This is a genomic window from Sphingobium cloacae (assembly GCF_002355855.1).
In the GTDB taxonomy this organism is placed as follows: domain Bacteria; phylum Pseudomonadota; class Alphaproteobacteria; order Sphingomonadales; family Sphingomonadaceae; genus Sphingobium; species Sphingobium cloacae.
Map to the genome: position 1 here is coordinate 1593670 of NZ_AP017655.1, position 15337 is coordinate 1609006.

10 protein-coding genes are annotated in these 15337 nt (G+C 64.8%); 5 read left to right on the forward strand and 5 right to left on the reverse strand.

All coding sequences use genetic code 11. The features are described 5' to 3' along the window. Nucleotide 1 precedes the first annotated feature (1 nt). Nucleotides 2-1510, reverse strand: coding sequence for a carboxylesterase/lipase family protein (locus tag SCLO_RS07740; protein ID WP_231923378.1), 1509 nt, complete (start codon nt 1508-1510; stop codon nt 2-4). A gap of 816 nt (nt 1511-2326) precedes the next feature. Between SCLO_RS07740 and SCLO_RS07745 the strand changes: the two genes are divergently transcribed. Then, nucleotides 2327-2896 carry a CinA family protein gene (locus SCLO_RS07745; RefSeq protein ID WP_407695317.1) on the forward strand — a complete coding sequence of 190 codons (570 nt, stop codon included), beginning with the start codon at nt 2327-2329 and terminating at the stop codon, nt 2894-2896. A 36-nt stretch (nt 2897-2932) separates the two neighbouring features. Here the strand turns inward: SCLO_RS07745 and SCLO_RS07750 are convergent, their stop codons facing one another. From SCLO_RS07750 to SCLO_RS07760, 3 genes are read right to left on the reverse strand one after another with little or no spacing between them, the layout of a single operon-like run. After that, complete coding sequence (locus SCLO_RS07750; RefSeq protein ID WP_083949036.1) at nt 2933-4357, reverse strand: efflux transporter outer membrane subunit; 1425 nt, start codon at nt 4355-4357, stop codon at nt 2933-2935. Beyond that, nucleotides 4354-7455 carry a multidrug efflux RND transporter permease subunit gene (locus SCLO_RS07755; RefSeq protein ID WP_066516161.1) on the reverse strand — a complete coding sequence of 1034 codons (3102 nt, stop codon included), beginning with the start codon at nt 7453-7455 and terminating at the stop codon, nt 4354-4356. Before SCLO_RS07755 ends, SCLO_RS07750 begins: the two co-directional genes overlap by 4 nt. Nucleotides 7456-7458: 3 nt before the next feature. After that, nucleotides 7459-8565, reverse strand: coding sequence for an efflux RND transporter periplasmic adaptor subunit (locus SCLO_RS07760; protein ID WP_066516163.1), 1107 nt, complete (start codon nt 8563-8565; stop codon nt 7459-7461). Nucleotides 8566-8669: 104 nt separating this feature from the next. Here SCLO_RS07760 and SCLO_RS07765 point away from each other — a divergent pair, with 104 nt between their 5' ends. Then, nucleotides 8670-9347: a response regulator gene (locus SCLO_RS07765; RefSeq protein WP_066516164.1), complete on the forward strand. Its 678-nt coding sequence runs from the start codon at nt 8670-8672 to the stop codon at nt 9345-9347. Then, nucleotides 9344-10405 carry an ATP-binding protein gene (locus SCLO_RS07770; protein WP_066516167.1) on the forward strand — a complete coding sequence of 354 codons (1062 nt, stop codon included), beginning with the start codon at nt 9344-9346 and terminating at the stop codon, nt 10403-10405. Before SCLO_RS07765 ends, SCLO_RS07770 begins: the two co-directional genes overlap by 4 nt. 22 nt (nt 10406-10427) lie before the next feature. On the opposite strand, the gene SCLO_RS07775 is transcribed toward SCLO_RS07770, so the two are convergent. Beyond that, entirely contained in the window at nt 10428-11372 is a 945-nt protein-coding gene (locus SCLO_RS07775; protein ID WP_066516169.1) for a LysR family transcriptional regulator, read from the reverse strand. Nucleotides 11373-12254: 882 nt separating this feature from the next. Between SCLO_RS07775 and SCLO_RS07780 the strand changes: the two genes are divergently transcribed. Both SCLO_RS07780 and SCLO_RS07785 read left to right on the forward strand, forming a co-directional pair. Continuing rightward, a complete protein-coding gene (locus tag SCLO_RS07780; protein WP_066516171.1) occupies nt 12255-13247 on the forward strand; it encodes a DUF6925 family protein in 993 nt (330 codons plus the stop codon). 108 nt (nt 13248-13355) lie between these two features. Further along, complete coding sequence (locus SCLO_RS07785; protein WP_231923379.1) at nt 13356-15335, forward strand: TonB-dependent receptor plug domain-containing protein; 1980 nt, start codon at nt 13356-13358, stop codon at nt 15333-15335. Nucleotides 15336-15337: the final 2 nt, after the last annotated feature.

The following is a 15337-nucleotide window of genomic DNA, read 5'->3' on the forward strand; positions in this document are numbered from 1 at the left end:
GTCAGGGCGGCGTCTGGTTTGTCCGCTCGGCCCATGATTTCCACCAATAGGCCAGGTGCGGCGCCCTGAAATCGGGCGCGACGGCCGCCTTGCTGCCGATCAGCAACGGCCCGCGATGCGCGCCCTTATATTCCGTCCATCGCGGCAGACCCGCGCCATTGGGATCGCCGTTCCTGATGAAGTTCGTCCAATAATCCTGCATCATCCGGGCGAGGCGCGCATTTTCCTCGCCCTGCGAAGCCTTGGCCGCGCCCAGTGTATACCCCATGTCCGCGCAATGCGGCGCGCCCGCGACCTTGCCGCGCTGCGCAGGCGGCACATAGGCGAAATGATAGGACCAGGACGGCTGCCAGCGCCCAGCCAGTGCCGCCGTCGCCATCGCCGCCGAGGTGAAGATGAAATCGGTCTGCACCTGCCGCAGCAATTCCGCCTGCCCCAGCTTGCCCTCCGGATCATAGACCTTGCGCACTGTCGCGAAATCGATGCCGAACCGATCCTCCAAAACCCGTTCGTCAAAGCCCATCAGGCCAAAGACGCTCGCTTCATTGCTGGTCGACCCGGCGATATAAGGCACCCGGGCGATGTCGCCTTTCGCGAAGGCAATGGCGGTTTCCTCCGGGATCATTTCGCCATCGACCACCGCGCCGAAATTGGGTGGACCCGGATCAGCGGCCATGATCGCCGCGGGATCGAGCTTGCGCAGCGCTGCAATGGCCTCTTTCCCTTTGCCTGTCACACCGGCACGCGCAGCGAAGGCCACCCCTTCCCGTTCGGCCTGCGCCTGCGGCCGGGTGGCGTTGTTGATGCCGCCGCCCGAATGCGCGCTCGCCCGCGCAAAGAGACCGCGTGCCCTGGGCGAGGCCATCAGCGCATTGATGCTGGAACCGCCCGCCGAGCAGCCCATGATCGTCACCTTGTCCGGATCGCCCCCGAATTGCGCGATGTTCCCGCGCACCCAGTTCAATCCGGCGACCTGGTCCATCAGCCAGTAATTGCCTGGCGCAACGCCCGGCTGTTCCTCGCGCAATCCGGGATGGGAGAAGAAGCCCAGCCGTCCCAGCCGGTAATTGATCGACACCACCAAGATACCGCGCGCATTATAGACCCTCGCGGCTTCGTCGAACTTCTCCGCGCCCGATCCCACGAAGAACGCGCCGCCATGGATCAGCACCAGCACCGGCTTTTTCCCGCCCTTCAACGCAGGCGTCGCCACGTTGATGGAGAGGCAATCCTCGCTCTGGGCTACGCCGCGTCCTTCGGGCGTTTCCGGCTGCGGGCAGATCGGGCCGAAGCGGGAGGCGTCGAATGGCTGCGTCCACGGCGTGACCGGGACAGGCGGCGTCCAGCGGCGGTCGCCCCCGGTCGACCGGGCGAAGGGGATACCCTTGAAGATACCGCCCTGCCCCTCTGCCACGCCCCGAATCGGACCAAATGCCGTTTTCACGACCGGCCCTTCCGCAGCGGGAGAAGCGACAACCATGCTGGCGCTCATCAGCGAAAGTCCGGCCATCCCACGCAGAAAATGCATCGTCCTCACGCTCCGACCCCTCTTCATTGCGATCTGGCGAAGGGAAAGCGGCGACACCATCGCTCGACAGACTCTTGCGGATAGATCGATTAAATATGCATTACGGTATATATTTTATTGCCATAAGGTGCATGTCAATGCACTTTTCATATGTCTTGCACTAGCCGACGGCAACGGTCTGCATTACCGATAACACGCGCGCCGTCCGCGTCGCCCCTGGAGAATTGCCACTGACGGACAGCCCGCTGCATGATCAGGGCGTCCTGCCTCAAAAAGCGGGAATGACATCATGGTTTAACATGAGTGATGGTAAGGAAACGGCTCCCTATCAATCTTGCCGCAACAATAGGAGAGCGTCGTGAAAAGACCGGATGATGTTTCATACTTTACCACCCGCGCTCAAGAAGAAGTTCGGAAAGCCCGGGAAGCACGGTCGAGAGGAAACGATAAAATGGCCGTGGCGATCCATGCCGAACTTGCCGTCCGTTATCAGGCAAAGGCCCTTCAGCTTCAGCGCGGATAAAGGCTGACGGAATATTTCAGAGCGTTGACTTGTGGCGCGCCCTCTCTGGACAACCCTACCGCACGGATGGGATCGTCGTTCCCTCTTCCCGGAGCGCCCCATGGGAAAACGCTTCCAAGCACACATGAATGCTTCTGCCGCCCGTAGATCCGGCGTCGAGGAACATTGGCGTGCAGCCCGACGTTGATCCGCCAGCATATGTCGAAGAGAGACGCCGTCGGCGATCCCGCACCCGTACGAGCAAGGACAGCCGGATACGAGCATACGCTCCGACCATGAAGGGGCTCAACGCAAAGGGCATGAACGCACAGTCTGACGGCAATCGGGCCGAGACACTTTACCCCGCTCTTCCTGCCGCGATCGAGAAGGCCGCGGAAACATTACTTCACACCTGCTGCGCGCAAGAATTGCGCATAGCCACGGCCGAAAGCTGCACCGGCGGACTCCTGGCCTCGCTGCTGACGGATGTGGAAGGGGCAAGCCATGCTTTCGAGCGTGGTTTCGTCGTCTACAGCAAGGAATCCAAATGCGAGTTGCTGGGCGTCGCCCGCGCCCGCATCGACGCCTGCGGGGCGGTGAGCCGCGAGGTCGCCATCGCCATGGCGACAGGCGCGATCAACCAGTCCCACGCCGACATCGCGCTTGCCGTGACGGGCTATGCAGGATCGGCGCCGCCCGGCCAGGAGGCGGGTCTGGTGCATTTTGCCTGCGCTAGCAAAGGCGGCGCCGTGGAACATCGCGAAGCGCATTTCGGCAATATCGGTCGGGGTCCGGTCAGGATCGGAACGCTGGGCATTGCGCTGGAGATGATGATGGATGCCGTGCATGCGGTAGCGCGACCCTGAAAGATGGCGCGACGGACTGCGCTATCGGCATGCCCTTCACCGGGCGCTGCGGGTATCGACGTCTCCGCCCAGCGCCCGATAGAGGCTGACGGCGCTCGCCAGTTGCTCCCGCCGAACGATCAACGCCGCCTGGCGGGCCGCGTAGGTGGTGCGGTTGGCATCCAGCCATTCGAGACGGCTCGCCGCCCCCGCCTGGAACAGCATTCCCGCCAGCCGTGCGCGGGTCTCGGCCTGCCGCACGGCTTCCTCCTGCTCGGCGAGTTGCGTCCCGTAGGTGGCGCTCGCCGCCAGGCCGTCCGCGACCTCGCGGAACGCAGTCTGTATCGCCCTTTCATAGGTCGCCACCGCAATCGAACCGCGCACGCGGGCGAGTTCCAGATTGCCGCGCAATTCGCCACTGCGAAAGATCGGCGCGGTGATCGACGGCGCGAATGACCAGCTTCGGTTCGCGCCTTCGAACAATCCTTCCAGCGCACGACTGGCGAAACCGAAGGCCGCGGTCAGCGAAATGCGCGGAAAGAAGGCCGCCCGCGCCGCGCCCACATCGGCGTTGGCGGCGCGCAATTCCTGCTCGGCCTGGAGGATGTCCGGGCGGCGGAACAGAAGGTCGGACGGAGTCCCGGCGGCGAGCGCGATCGGGATCGGCTGTTCCATCAGCCCCACCGGCGCCGGCAGATCGGCGGGCGCCGGGGCGCCGACCGCCAGCGTCAGCGCGTTGGTCGCCTGTGCATGCTCGCGCTGCCGCTGGGCCAGATCGGCCCGCGCCTGCCGCACCAGTCCTTCGGACTGGGCGAGGGCGACGCCGCTCGCCTGCCCCGCCGCGTGCAGACGGCGCGTAAGATCGAGCGAGGTGCGCCAATCGGCGAGCGTCGCCTCGGTCAACCGCACCTGCTCGTCAGCGAGCCGCTCGGCCAGATAGGCGTCGGCCACCGCCCCGATCACTGTCAGCCGGACGGCGCGCTGACCTTCCATCGACGCAAGATAGCGGTGAAGCGCCGCGTCGTTCAGGGCGCGCAGCCGGCCGAACAGGTCGATCTCGAAGGAGGATAGCACGGCCTGGGCCGTGAACTGGCCGAATTCGAACCCCTTGGCGCCATTGCTCCCGGGTGTCAGCCCGACGCCTGCGCCAACGACGCTGGCAGGCTGCCGCTGACGGGTATAGCCACCTTCCACGCCCAGGCTCGGCAGCGATTGGGCACGCTGGACGCGGATCTGCGCACGGGCCGCCTCGGCATTGAGCGCCGCGATACGCAGGTCGCGATTTTCCGCCAGCGACAGCGCGATCAGGCGTTGCAGCCGGGGATCGCCGAACATCTCGCGCCATTCCGGCACGCCTTCCGAACCCACCGGGGCCACCGGATAGGCGGACGCGACCGGCGGAGACGGCAGCGTAAGCTTCGGCGTCATCGTACAGGCGTTGGCCGCCAGCAGCAGCATGGGGGACAATCGGCGGATTTTCATGCACGCCTTCCCCGCAGCCGCTCGGCCAGTCCCACCACCACCACGAAGAAGATCGGCACGAAGACCAGCGCCAATATAGTGCCCGTAATCATCCCGCCGAACACGCCGGTGCCGATAGCATGTTGCGTTTCCGCGCTCGCGCCATGCGCCAGCATCAACGGCACCACGCCCAGGGTGAAGGCAAGGCTGGTCATCACGATCGGCCGCAGCCGGATGCGGGCGGCCGCGATCGCCGATTCCACCAGCCCCATGCCGGCATCGCGATATTGCTTGGCGAACTCGACGATCAGGATCGCGTTCTTCGCGCTCAGGCCGATGATGGTGATGAGGCCGACCTTGAAGAACACATCGTTGCCCAGCCCCCGCAAGGCCACCGCCGCGACCGCGCCGATCAGGCCCAGCGGCACCACCAGCATCACCGACAGCGGGATCGACCAGCTTTCGTAGAGCGCCGCCAGCACCAGGAACACGACCACCATCGACAGAAGGAGAAGGACCGGAGCCTGCGCGCCTGATTCCCGTTCCTGTAGCGACTGGCCGGTCCATTCGATGGCGAAGCCCGCCGGCAGCTGCGCGGCCAGCCGCTCCATTTCCTGCATCGCGGTGCCGCTCGACACACCCGGCGCCGCAGCGCCCGAGATACTGACGGACGGATAGCCGTTGTAATTGTTCAGTTGCAGCGGGCTGCTGCTCCACACCGGCGTCACCAGTTCGGACAAGGGCACCATGCCGCCAGCGGCGTTGCGGACCTGAAGACGCAACAGATCCGCCACCTGCATCCGGTGCGGCGCATCGGCCTGCACGATCACCTGCTGCAACCGGCCCTTGTTGGGGAAATCGTTGACATAGCTCGATCCCAGCGCCGTGCCGATCATGTCGCTGATCGCGGCGAACGACACACCCAACGCGCGTGCCTTGGCCCGGTCCATGTCGAGCCGGACGCTCGCCCCCGCGGGAAGCCCGTCCGGGTAGACGCCGCTCAGCCTTTTGCTCCGGGCCGCCTGTCCGATCAGCATGTCGCGGGCGGCGAACAGCGCTTCGCGTCCCTTGCCGGCACGATCCTCCAGCCTCAGCGTGAAATTGGACGATGTGCCCAGTTCGTCGATCGCGGGGGGCATCAGGCTCATGATCGTGCCTTCATGGACGGCGCGCGCCATGGCCGCGTCGGCGCTGGCGATCTCCTGCCGCACATCCGTGCCGCCGCGCTGCCCCCAGTCCTTGAGCATCGTGAAAGTCATCGCTGCGTTCGGTCCGGACCCCGAAAAACCGAATCCGAGAATCGCGGCGGTCATCTGGATTCCGGGGCGGCCCGCATTGTGCCGCTCCAGCGCCTTCACCGCATCGAGCGTACGTGCGCTGGTGGCGTCGGCGGGAAGCTGGAAGCTCGTCATGTAAAAACCTTGATCCTCGTCGGGCAGGAAGGAGGATGGGAGGTTGACGAAGGCGATGCCCAGCACCGCGACAATGGCCGCGAAGCCGAGCATCATGCGGCCGGTACAGCCCAGCAGCCTTTTCACCAGGCCCTGATAGCCCATGGTCATCCGTTCAAACCGCGCATCGAACCAGCGGAAGAAGCGCCCCTTGCGCGGGCTTGCATCCAGCGGCTTCAGCAGCGTCGCGCACAAGGCGGGCGTCAGCGACAACGCGAGAAAGGCCGAAAACAGGATCGACACCGCCATCGACATGGTGAATTGGCGATAGATCGTCCCCACCGATCCCGACGCGAGCGCCATCGGAATGAACACCGCCGACAGCACCAGCGTGATGCCGATGATCGCGGGCGTGATCTCCCGCATCGCCTGGCGCGTAGCGTCGCGCGGGGACAGCCCTTCCTGATGCATCAGCCGTTCGACATTCTCGACCACGACGATCGCATCGTCGACGATGATGCCGATCGCCAGCACCATTCCGAACATCGTGAGCACATTGACCGAATAGCCCGTCGCCAGCATCACCGCGATGGTGCCGAGCAGTGCGATCGGCGCGACGATCGCGGGAATGAGCGTATAGCGGACCTTCTGGAGGAACAGGTACATCACCAGGAAGACGAGGATCATCGCCTCGACAAGCGTATAGACCACCTTTTCGATCGACACGCGGACAAAAGGCGCGGTGTCGAAGGGCACCGACCAGCTTATACCCTGCGGCAGCGCGCGGGCGAGATCGGCCATGCGCGCCCGCACCGCCGCCGACGTGGCGACCGCGTTGGCGCCGGGCGACAGCTGGATCGCGGCGGAGGCGGCGACCTTGCCGTTCTCGCGCGTCGCATTGCCGAAGCTCTGCCGGCCCAACTCGATCCGCGCAACCTCGCCCAGCGTGACGGACGATCCGTCGGTGCTGGCCTTCAGGATGATCTGGGCGAAATCCTCGGGCGTATTCAATTGCCCGTCGGCGGTCAGCGGCACCAGCACGCGCTGACCATCGCTGGTCGGCTCGGCGCCCAGCGCGCCGGGCGCGATCTGGACATTCTGTTCGGCAATGGCGGCGGTCACGTCGCTGGCGGTCAGGCCGAAGCCCGAGAGCTTCGCCGGATCGATCCAGATCCGCATCGCACGTTCGGCGGAGAAATTCTGGACGCGGCCGACGCCGGGCACGCGCTTCAGTTCATCCACCACATTCCGTGTCATGTAATCGGCCAGCGCCACTTCGTCATAGCGCCCGTCGTCAGACAGCAGGCTGACGATCATCAGGAAGCCGGATGCAGCGGATTCGACCGTCACGCCGGTTTGCCGGACCACTTGCGGCAGGCGCGGCTCGATCGTCTTCAGCCGGTTCTGCACATCGACCTGCGCCATTTCCGGGTCGGTGCCGGGGCGGAAGGTCGCGGTGATCGTCGCCGATCCGGAGGTGTCGGCCGAGCTTTCGAAATAGATCAGGTTCCTGACGCTCGACAGTTCGCGCTCGACGAGCCCGACGACGCTATCGTTCAGGGTCTGCGGCGTCGCGCCGGGGTAGCTCGCATAGATGCTGACGGTCGGCGGCGCGACGCTGGGAAAGCGGGCGACCGGCATCTGTGGCAGGGCGATCAGGCCCAGCAGCGTGATCGCTATGGCGATGACCCAGGCGAAGACCGGACGGTCGATGAAGAATTGCGGCATGGGTCAGTTCCCCTGCGCCGGTCGCCACGCGCGCTGCGTCACCGGGACGCCCGGTTGCACGCGGTCCTGCCCCACCACGATCACCCGCTCACCCGTCCGCAGGCCGGCCAGGACCAGATAGCGGCCATCGACCACGTCGCCGACCGTGATGCGGCGCGGGTGGACACGGTCCTGCCCATCGACAACGCTGACCTGCGGATCGCCATTGGCGTCGCGCGTCACCGCCTGTTGCGGCACGGTCAAAGCGGCGGGCAAGGTGACGCGCGGCAGCTTGGCGCGCACGAACATGCCCGGCAGGAGTCCTTCACCCGGATTGTCGACCGCTACCCGCACCAGCGCGTCGCCGGTCCCCGGGTCGACGGCGATGCCGGAAAACAATATCTTCCCCCTGGCCGGATGAGCCCGGCCGGACGCGGTCAGGATCGTCACCGCGCCGTTGTCGCCGCCAGCAGCCTCGCGCAGCGCCGCGAAGCGTTCGGCGGGCTGTCGTACATCGACATAGACTCGGTCGATCTGCTGCACCGTGGCGAGCGGGTTGGCGTCGCCAGCGGCAACCAGCGCACCCTCGGTGACATTGGCCGCCCCGATCCGGCCGGAGATGGGCGCGGTGATGCGCGCGAAGCCGAGGTCCAGCCGCCGCCGCAACGTGGCGCGCGCCTCGGCCAGTTCGGCCGCCGCCTGGTCGCGCGCGGCCACGGCGTCGTCGAACGACTGTCGGCTGATCGCGTCCGCATCGACCAGAGGCTTCAGCCGTTCGGCCTGCACCCGCGCGCGGCCGTAAGCGGCAGTAGCCTTCTCCACCGTGGCGGCGGCGGTGTCGGTATCGGCGCGGAAAGGCGCGGGGCTGATCTGGAACAGCGGCTGGCCGGCATGGACGAACTCGCCCTGCTCGAACAGCCGGCGCTGGATGATGCCGCCGACCTGCGGCCGGATTTCCGCGTCCCGATAGGCGACGACGCGGCCGGGTAGTTCGTCCGCCACCGTCACGGCGGTCGGCTCCACCCGGATGGTCAATACCTCCACGACCGCGGGCGCTTCGGGAGGCGCGGAGCCGGAACAAGCCGCCAGCGCCAGCGCGGCAGCCATCATCGATAGGGGTCGCAGGATCATGGAACCCGTCTTTTCACAGGCAGGTTGCGGCTGGGTCGAGAATGTGTGGAGATCGTGTGGAGGCGCTCTGGCGGCACATCGGCCGCGCTGCTAGTCTTCCGGCCATGAACCCGCTTGCCCTGATCGCCGAGGACGACAAGGACATCGCCGACATCATCCGCGCCTATCTGGAGCGGGAGGGTTTCCGTACCGTTCAGGCCAGCGACGGCCGCACGGCGCTCGACGTGCATCTGGCGCTCAAGCCCGACATCCTGCTGCTCGACATATCGATGCCGCTGGTTGACGGCTGGGACGTACTGGCGGAAATCCGGCGGCGCGGCGGCACGCCGGTGGTGGTCATCACCGCGCTCGATCAGGATATCGACAAGTTGCAAGCGCTCCGCGTCGGCGCGGACGATTATGTCGTGAAGCCGTTCAATCCCGTCGAGGTCGTCGCGCGGATCAAGGCGGTACTGCGGCGCACGACCGGCATGGGGAGGGATGGCCTGTTCAGGATCGGGCAGGTCGAGATCGACACCGCGGCGCATATGGTCCGCACCTTAGCAGGAGACCTGCCGCTGACGCTCACGGAATTCCGCCTGCTGGCGCATATGGCCCGCAATCCCACCCGCGTCTTTTCACGCGGCGAACTGGTCGACGCCTGCCTGCCGGGCTCGGATGCGCTCGACCGCACCGTCGACAGCCATATCAGCAAGTTGCGCCGCAAGCTGGAACAGGCGGGCGTCCCCGGCATGCCGGAAGGCGTACGCGGCGTCGGCTATCGGCTGGCGTCTCGGCCGTGAACCGGCGGATCAGCCTCGCGCGTCAACTGTCCCTCGCGATGGCCGCGCTGGCCGTCTCGACGGTGCTCGTCAGCACGGCCGCCTTCAATATCGTCTATGGCGTATTGGAGCAGTTGCATGTCGTCGCTCCGCTCCCTCCCGGCGTGGCGGATACGACGGGCGTGGATGTCGGCATCGTGCTGGCGGTGTGCGTCATGGTGCTGGCATTTGCGCTGGCGATCGCGCTCCGGCTGGCGCGGCGGATCGTCCGTCCGCTCGATGCGGTCGGCGCGGCGGCGCGGCGGATCGCGCGCGGCGATCTGGCCGCGCGGGTCGCGCCGACCGAGGAAGTGCACGGAGAGACCGCGCTGCTCGTTTCCGATTTCAATGCGATGGCGGACCGGCTGCAACGCATGGCCGATGGGGTGGCGACCTGGAACGCGCAGATCGCGCATGAACTGCGCACTCCGCTCACCGTCCTGAAAGGACGATTGCAGGGCGCGAAGGACGGCGTGTTCCCGCTCGACGCCGCGCTGGTCGACGGCCTGCTGGGACAGGTCGATGGCCTTGCCCGGCTGGTCGAAGACCTGCGCAGCGTCAGCCTGGCCGACAGCGGCCGACTGGAACTGATATTGGCCGACGTCGATCTCGAGGCTGAACTGGCGGAAATGGCGCCCATGCTTCGATCGATGCTGGAACCGGCGGGCTTCACTCTGCGGATGGACCTGCGGCCCAGCCGCGTCCGCGCGGATGCAGCACGGGTGAAGCAGGCCGTGCTGGCGCTGGTCGACAATGCGAGCCGCCATGCCGACCCTTGCGAACTCGTGATCGCTGTCCACCTGACAGGCAGCGAGGTCGTCCTCAGCGTCGCCGACGCGGGTCCGGGGCTGCCGTCTGCGCTCGAAGACGATGCTTTCCGTCTCTTCGTCCACGGCGAACGGGTCGGCGCCAGATCCTCGGAAGGGTCAGGCCTGGGGCTGGCCATCGTGCGTGGCATCGCTCGCGCCCATGGCGGCGACGTCCGCTATCGGCGCGGCCCGGACCGCTTCGCCTTTGTCGTGACGATCCCGCGAGGATGAAGCCCTTCGGCGCCCCTGCCGATCAGACCGCGCTCGCGAGGGGAATGCCGCTCTTCCTTTGAGAAATCGGGCCATTCTCGATCTCGGCGAGGAAGAAATCGACGAACGCCCTCACCTTCGCGAGCTGGTAGTTGCCCTTGGGAAAGATCAGGTGGAGAGGCATCCTTTCCGATACGATGTCCGGCAGGAGCACCTCCAACTCGCCGGTGACGATGTCATCTTCGATCAGGAAGCGTGGAAGATAGGCGATCCCCATCCCCGCAAGCGTCGCTTCCCTCGTCATCCGCACGCTGTTCGACGCCAATGCCCCACGATTGACGGAGACGATCTCATCAGGCGACAGGCGCCATTCTCCCAGCCGCGACAGGTGGGTTTCCAGGATGCACAGATGCTCCTTCAGATCGGCGGCGCTCGAAGGCCGTCCATGCTTGTCCAGATAACGGGCCGATGCGACCAGACACATTCCATAGTCGCGCAATTTCACCGCATCGAGATCGGAATCATAGGCATCGCCGACCCAGAAGGCGATGTCGAACTTCCCCTTGAGCAGGTCCGCCTTGGTATCCGACAGGTTCATGATGAGGCGCACATCGGGATATTTGCGCAGGAAGAGGGGAACGATCTGAGTCACGTTGAAGAGCGACGCGACGACCGGCGCATTGACCTTGAGGTCTCCCCGAGGCCGGGAAAGCATGCCGGAGATGACCTGATTGGCTTCGCTCACCTCATCGACGATACGCGCGCACCGCGCATACATCTCCCGGCCCGCGGGCGTCAGCGTGACGGTCCGCGTGGTTCGGTCCAGCAGCTTGAGCCCGATCGTGCTTTCGAGGCGAGAAATCTGCCGGCTGACCGCCGCCTTGGAATATCCCAGTGTCTTTGCCGCCGCAGAGAAGCTGCCTGAACTCACGACCGCCGCAAAGGACATCATCGCAATCGCATTGCCGATATCGAGCTTGTCATCCATGTATATACCTTTTTTGGTTTTGCGTATCGTTGTCAACAAGCTTCACTCGCTCGGCTTATGCTCAGGAACCACGACCGGGACGATAGCCGATGCGCCCCTCCATGTTCGACTGAAGGCTTTGATGCGCCCAGACACATCGCCTTCCTCTTGCGGATTGCCATGGGGGCCATGAAACGTCACGCCCCCGGCGCCTCTCCACCCGATCAGCCTCCCCCCTTGCCAACTGCGCCACTCCCATTTTCCATGCGTAACACAAGGTTTCTCATGCATTGCTGGCAAGGTTCGCGACCTGCCGTTGGTTTACTTTATGAAACAGTCGGCGGATCGGCAAGCTTCCGTTCCGCGCGGCCGGGAGGAAGCAACGGCGGCTATCATCGCGGAATAGGGCGCAAAACCGGCCCGGAACGCGTTGCAGCGCCCCTTGTCATAACCCTGAAAAGGCCTGTTTCCTTCGGTCCGCTGGCATTGTGCGGACGCCATCAGGCGGCCTTTGGCGAAGGACGTGACAGTTACCTCTGTAACCGCTGCATATCGCCGTGCTGAACCCGGTTAACCTCCCTACTACCGTTACCAACCGTAAAGAACGAGACGACGAAGCTTCGATCGGCGAATAATCGATACGCCAATTGCGAGTAGGCCCAGGCCGAACCGACGAAAGGGCCTGGGTTGGACGATCCGCACAATCGACCCATTGGTCAGCGCCCTGCGCGTTGCATCGGAAGGTTCGCAATGCATGGACCGGATCAGGGGTAGGATATTGACCAGTTGCATTATTTTCCGCAGTGCGCCTGCGCGTCATACGCCCTGTTGGGGGATGGTCCGCCGCCCGGGAGACGGCCGACGCCATGCCCTGCTCCGCGATCACCGCGTCGGCATAAGAGCATGATGCACCGTCCCTTGACCGACATGCTGGGCGACCTGGCCATCGATCCCGCCAACGGGTGGAGCATCGGGAGTTTCGGCGCGGTCGGAGAATTCATGCGCGATGCCACCGAGTCCGCGAGCATCGCGCGCCACCCCGGCGGGATCGAAATCGCGACGGCGCGCGGCGCAATCCGGATCGCGCCGACCGCCGATCTGAAGCCTGTCGCCTGGGACAGCCTTTCGTCCGATGGAGAAGGCTGGAGCCATGCTCTGGCTTTCTGCGTCAGGCGGCCGGAAAGCGGCGATCGGGTCATCGCCGCCATGGGGCATGACGACGAGGCAATCCGGACGGACGAGCGCTCCCATCGGATTTTCGACCTGGGCGTGGGATGCGGCGCGATCCGGATGGCCCTGCGGACGGACGATCCCGTGCTGGCCGATACCCTCGACAATGCGGTCGGAAACCCCTTTGCCGGCAATGCCAGCCTTTTTCAGGAGGTGCTGCGCGCGCAGCCGCATCGCATCCTTCTGTCCCCGGCTGGACGCATCGAGATATTCCAGCCGGTGCCGCCGCCGGATGGCAAGTCGCCCGAAGGACCGCATACGCACCTCCTAGCACCGCTGATCGGGAAAGATCGTCCTCATTCGTCCACCACGCCCATCCCGGAAGGGTGGCAATCAGCCCTGACGATGCACCCGCCATCCCCCTGGCGCACCAACCTTGGCGAGCGCATGCCCTTCGATCCCGTGATCGACAGCGCCTTCGCGCCACTGCTCGAATGTTACGGGCTCCCGGAAGATGCCGAGATCGAACGCATGTTGCTTAGCGCGCTTTCGTCGGGAAACACGCCGGAATTCGCGGACTGGCCGGAAACCCGGCGCGGACGGGCCAAGGCGCGTATCGTCCTTCGGCGCCTGGCGGCCGCCGGAGACAGGCGGGTCCGGCCATGGCGCTTCTTACACGACCACGCCGCCGTCGACACCGAACCGGAGGATGAAGCCGCTTCATAAGGGGGGCGGCCCATCATTCGCAAAGAGCGGCCGCACGTTCTTGCGACCGCCATTCACCAGGCACGCACCACAACAACAAAGGGAGGAATGGATATGATCTCCAGGAATATGATCTCACATATGGCGCTGATCGCGTCCTGCTGCTGGTTTACCCCGCTCCATGCGGAGGACGCCGAGGATTCCATCATCGTCACCGGGAAAAGCCTTGAGGAAACGCTGCCCCAGGAACTGTCGCGCTACGGCCATGACATCGTGACCGTCGACGCCAGGCAGATCAAGGACAGCGCCGCCCTCGACGTCGCGCGCGCGCTGGAATCCGTGCCGGGCCTCTATATCCGGTCGCAATCCGGCCCCTTCAGCTATGTCGACGTGGCGCTCCAGGGCTCGCGTACCCAGGACGTGCTGTGGACATGGGACGGCATCCGCCTCAACAACCGGCTGTATGGCACGACTTCGCCCAATGACACATTGCCGGCCAGCATGATCGAGCGCGTCGAGATATTGCGTGGCGGTGAAGGCCTTTTCTATGGCACGCAGGCCGCGGCAGGCGTGATCAATGTCGTCACGCGCGAGTTCACCGAAGATTTCAACGGCCAGATCAACGGCAGCGTGGACAGCTTCGCCGGCACCAGCGTGGACGGCTATGCGCGCGGCTCGATCGACCGGCACAAGTTCGTCGTCTATGCCGCGCACAACCGGTCGGAGGGCTACAGGCCCTATAGCCGGATCGAACCCAGCGCCACGGACCGCAAACGCGGCTACGATGTTTGGTCGGCGGGACTTAAATATCAGTTCGAACTGACCGACGACCTCAAGCTCAACGCCTTCTGGCAGCATACCGAGGCCAATCTCGACAACCTGACGCCCATTCGCGTCAACAAAAGCCGCAACGACCGGAACGAGGAGATCGCCAGCCTGCGCCTCGACTACACCGGCAGCGACACGGTGCAGTTCTTCCTCAAGGGATATTTCCACGATTGGAAAACCGCTTACGTCAATATCCGCAATCCGATTCCGGCGGGTCCGCCAATCATCCTTTATCCGCCGGGCACCTTCTGGGGCTATCAGGACTATGGCGGCAGCGCGGTCGTGAAGCTGCGTCCGCATCGCGGCCTGGAATATCTGGTCGGCTATGACTATCAGAGCTTCAAGGGCCGCGACGACGTGCTTCTGATCGCGCCGACCAAAGAGAGGGTGCATGCGGGCATCCTGCAGGTCCGCACGACCGACGACCTCTCGCGCAAGACGCGCCTTGCCGCCGGCCTGCGCTACAACAAGGCGAAGCAGGCCGAAAAGACGATATGGAACGTCAGCGGCCGATATGACTTCAGCGACGCCTTCTTCGCGGAGGCGAACGGGGGCACATCCTTCGTCCTTCCCGATGCGTCGCAGCTCTACGGCAACGATCCCTGCTGCGAGATCGGCAATCCCAACCTGAAGGCGGAGGAGAGCCTCAACCTCAACGCGTCGGTCGGCGGCAATATCGCATCGGACTCCGGCCTCTTCCAATGGAAGGCTACATATTTCAACCGCCGGATCACCAATCTCATCGATTATGACTATGATAACCCCTCCTTCCCCAACGGCACCTACATCAATGTGCCCAACAAGGTGAGGGCCCGGGGCGCGACGCTGGAACTGAATGCCGCGCTCGATGGTGGCCTCACGGCCAACGCCAGCTATACTTGGTCGCGGGTCCGCAATCCCGGCAGCAGCGTTCAGCGCGACCGCAACCCCAAGCAATATGCGCGGGTCGGGATCGGCTATGCGCCCGCCGACAAACCCTTTGGAGCCAATATCGCGGTGATCTGGGCGGGCGACATCTATTCGACCCTGCCCGGATTTGGACGCCGCAACTATGGCAATTATGCCGTGGTCGATGCCGGCCTGCATTTCTATCCGGACGCCGGAAGGAAGCACAGGTTCGGTATCAATGTCGAAAATCTGTTCAACAAGGAATATGCCAGTGGAGGTTACCGGCGCGCGGTCAGCGATGCCGGGGTGCTGGATGGGACCAACAGCCCGTTCCTCTATTATCTGCGCGGCGTTCCCCGGACGCTCCGTGTGAGCTACGGCATCAGTTTCTGACG

Excerpts from the sequence above, each read along its gene's own strand:
- SCLO_RS07740 (WP_231923378.1), bottom strand. The coding sequence starts at position 1,510 with ATGGCCGGACTTTCGCTGATGAGCGCCAGCATGGTTGTCGCTTCTCCC.
- SCLO_RS07745 (WP_407695317.1), top strand. The coding sequence starts at position 2,327 with ATGAAGGGGCTCAACGCAAAGGGCATGAACGCACAGTCTGACGGCAAT.
- SCLO_RS07750 (WP_083949036.1), bottom strand. The coding sequence starts at position 4,357 with ATGAAAATCCGCCGATTGTCCCCCATGCTGCTGCTGGCGGCCAACGCC.
- SCLO_RS07755 (WP_066516161.1), bottom strand. The coding sequence starts at position 7,455 with ATGCCGCAATTCTTCATCGACCGTCCGGTCTTCGCCTGGGTCATCGCC.
- SCLO_RS07760 (WP_066516163.1), bottom strand. The coding sequence starts at position 8,565 with ATGATCCTGCGACCCCTATCGATGATGGCTGCCGCGCTGGCGCTGGCG.
- SCLO_RS07765 (WP_066516164.1), top strand. The coding sequence starts at position 8,670 with ATGAACCCGCTTGCCCTGATCGCCGAGGACGACAAGGACATCGCCGAC.
- SCLO_RS07775 (WP_066516169.1), bottom strand. The coding sequence starts at position 11,372 with ATGGATGACAAGCTCGATATCGGCAATGCGATTGCGATGATGTCCTTT.
- SCLO_RS07780 (WP_066516171.1), top strand. The coding sequence starts at position 12,255 with ATGATGCACCGTCCCTTGACCGACATGCTGGGCGACCTGGCCATCGAT.
- SCLO_RS07785 (WP_231923379.1), top strand. The coding sequence starts at position 13,356 with ATGATCTCACATATGGCGCTGATCGCGTCCTGCTGCTGGTTTACCCCG.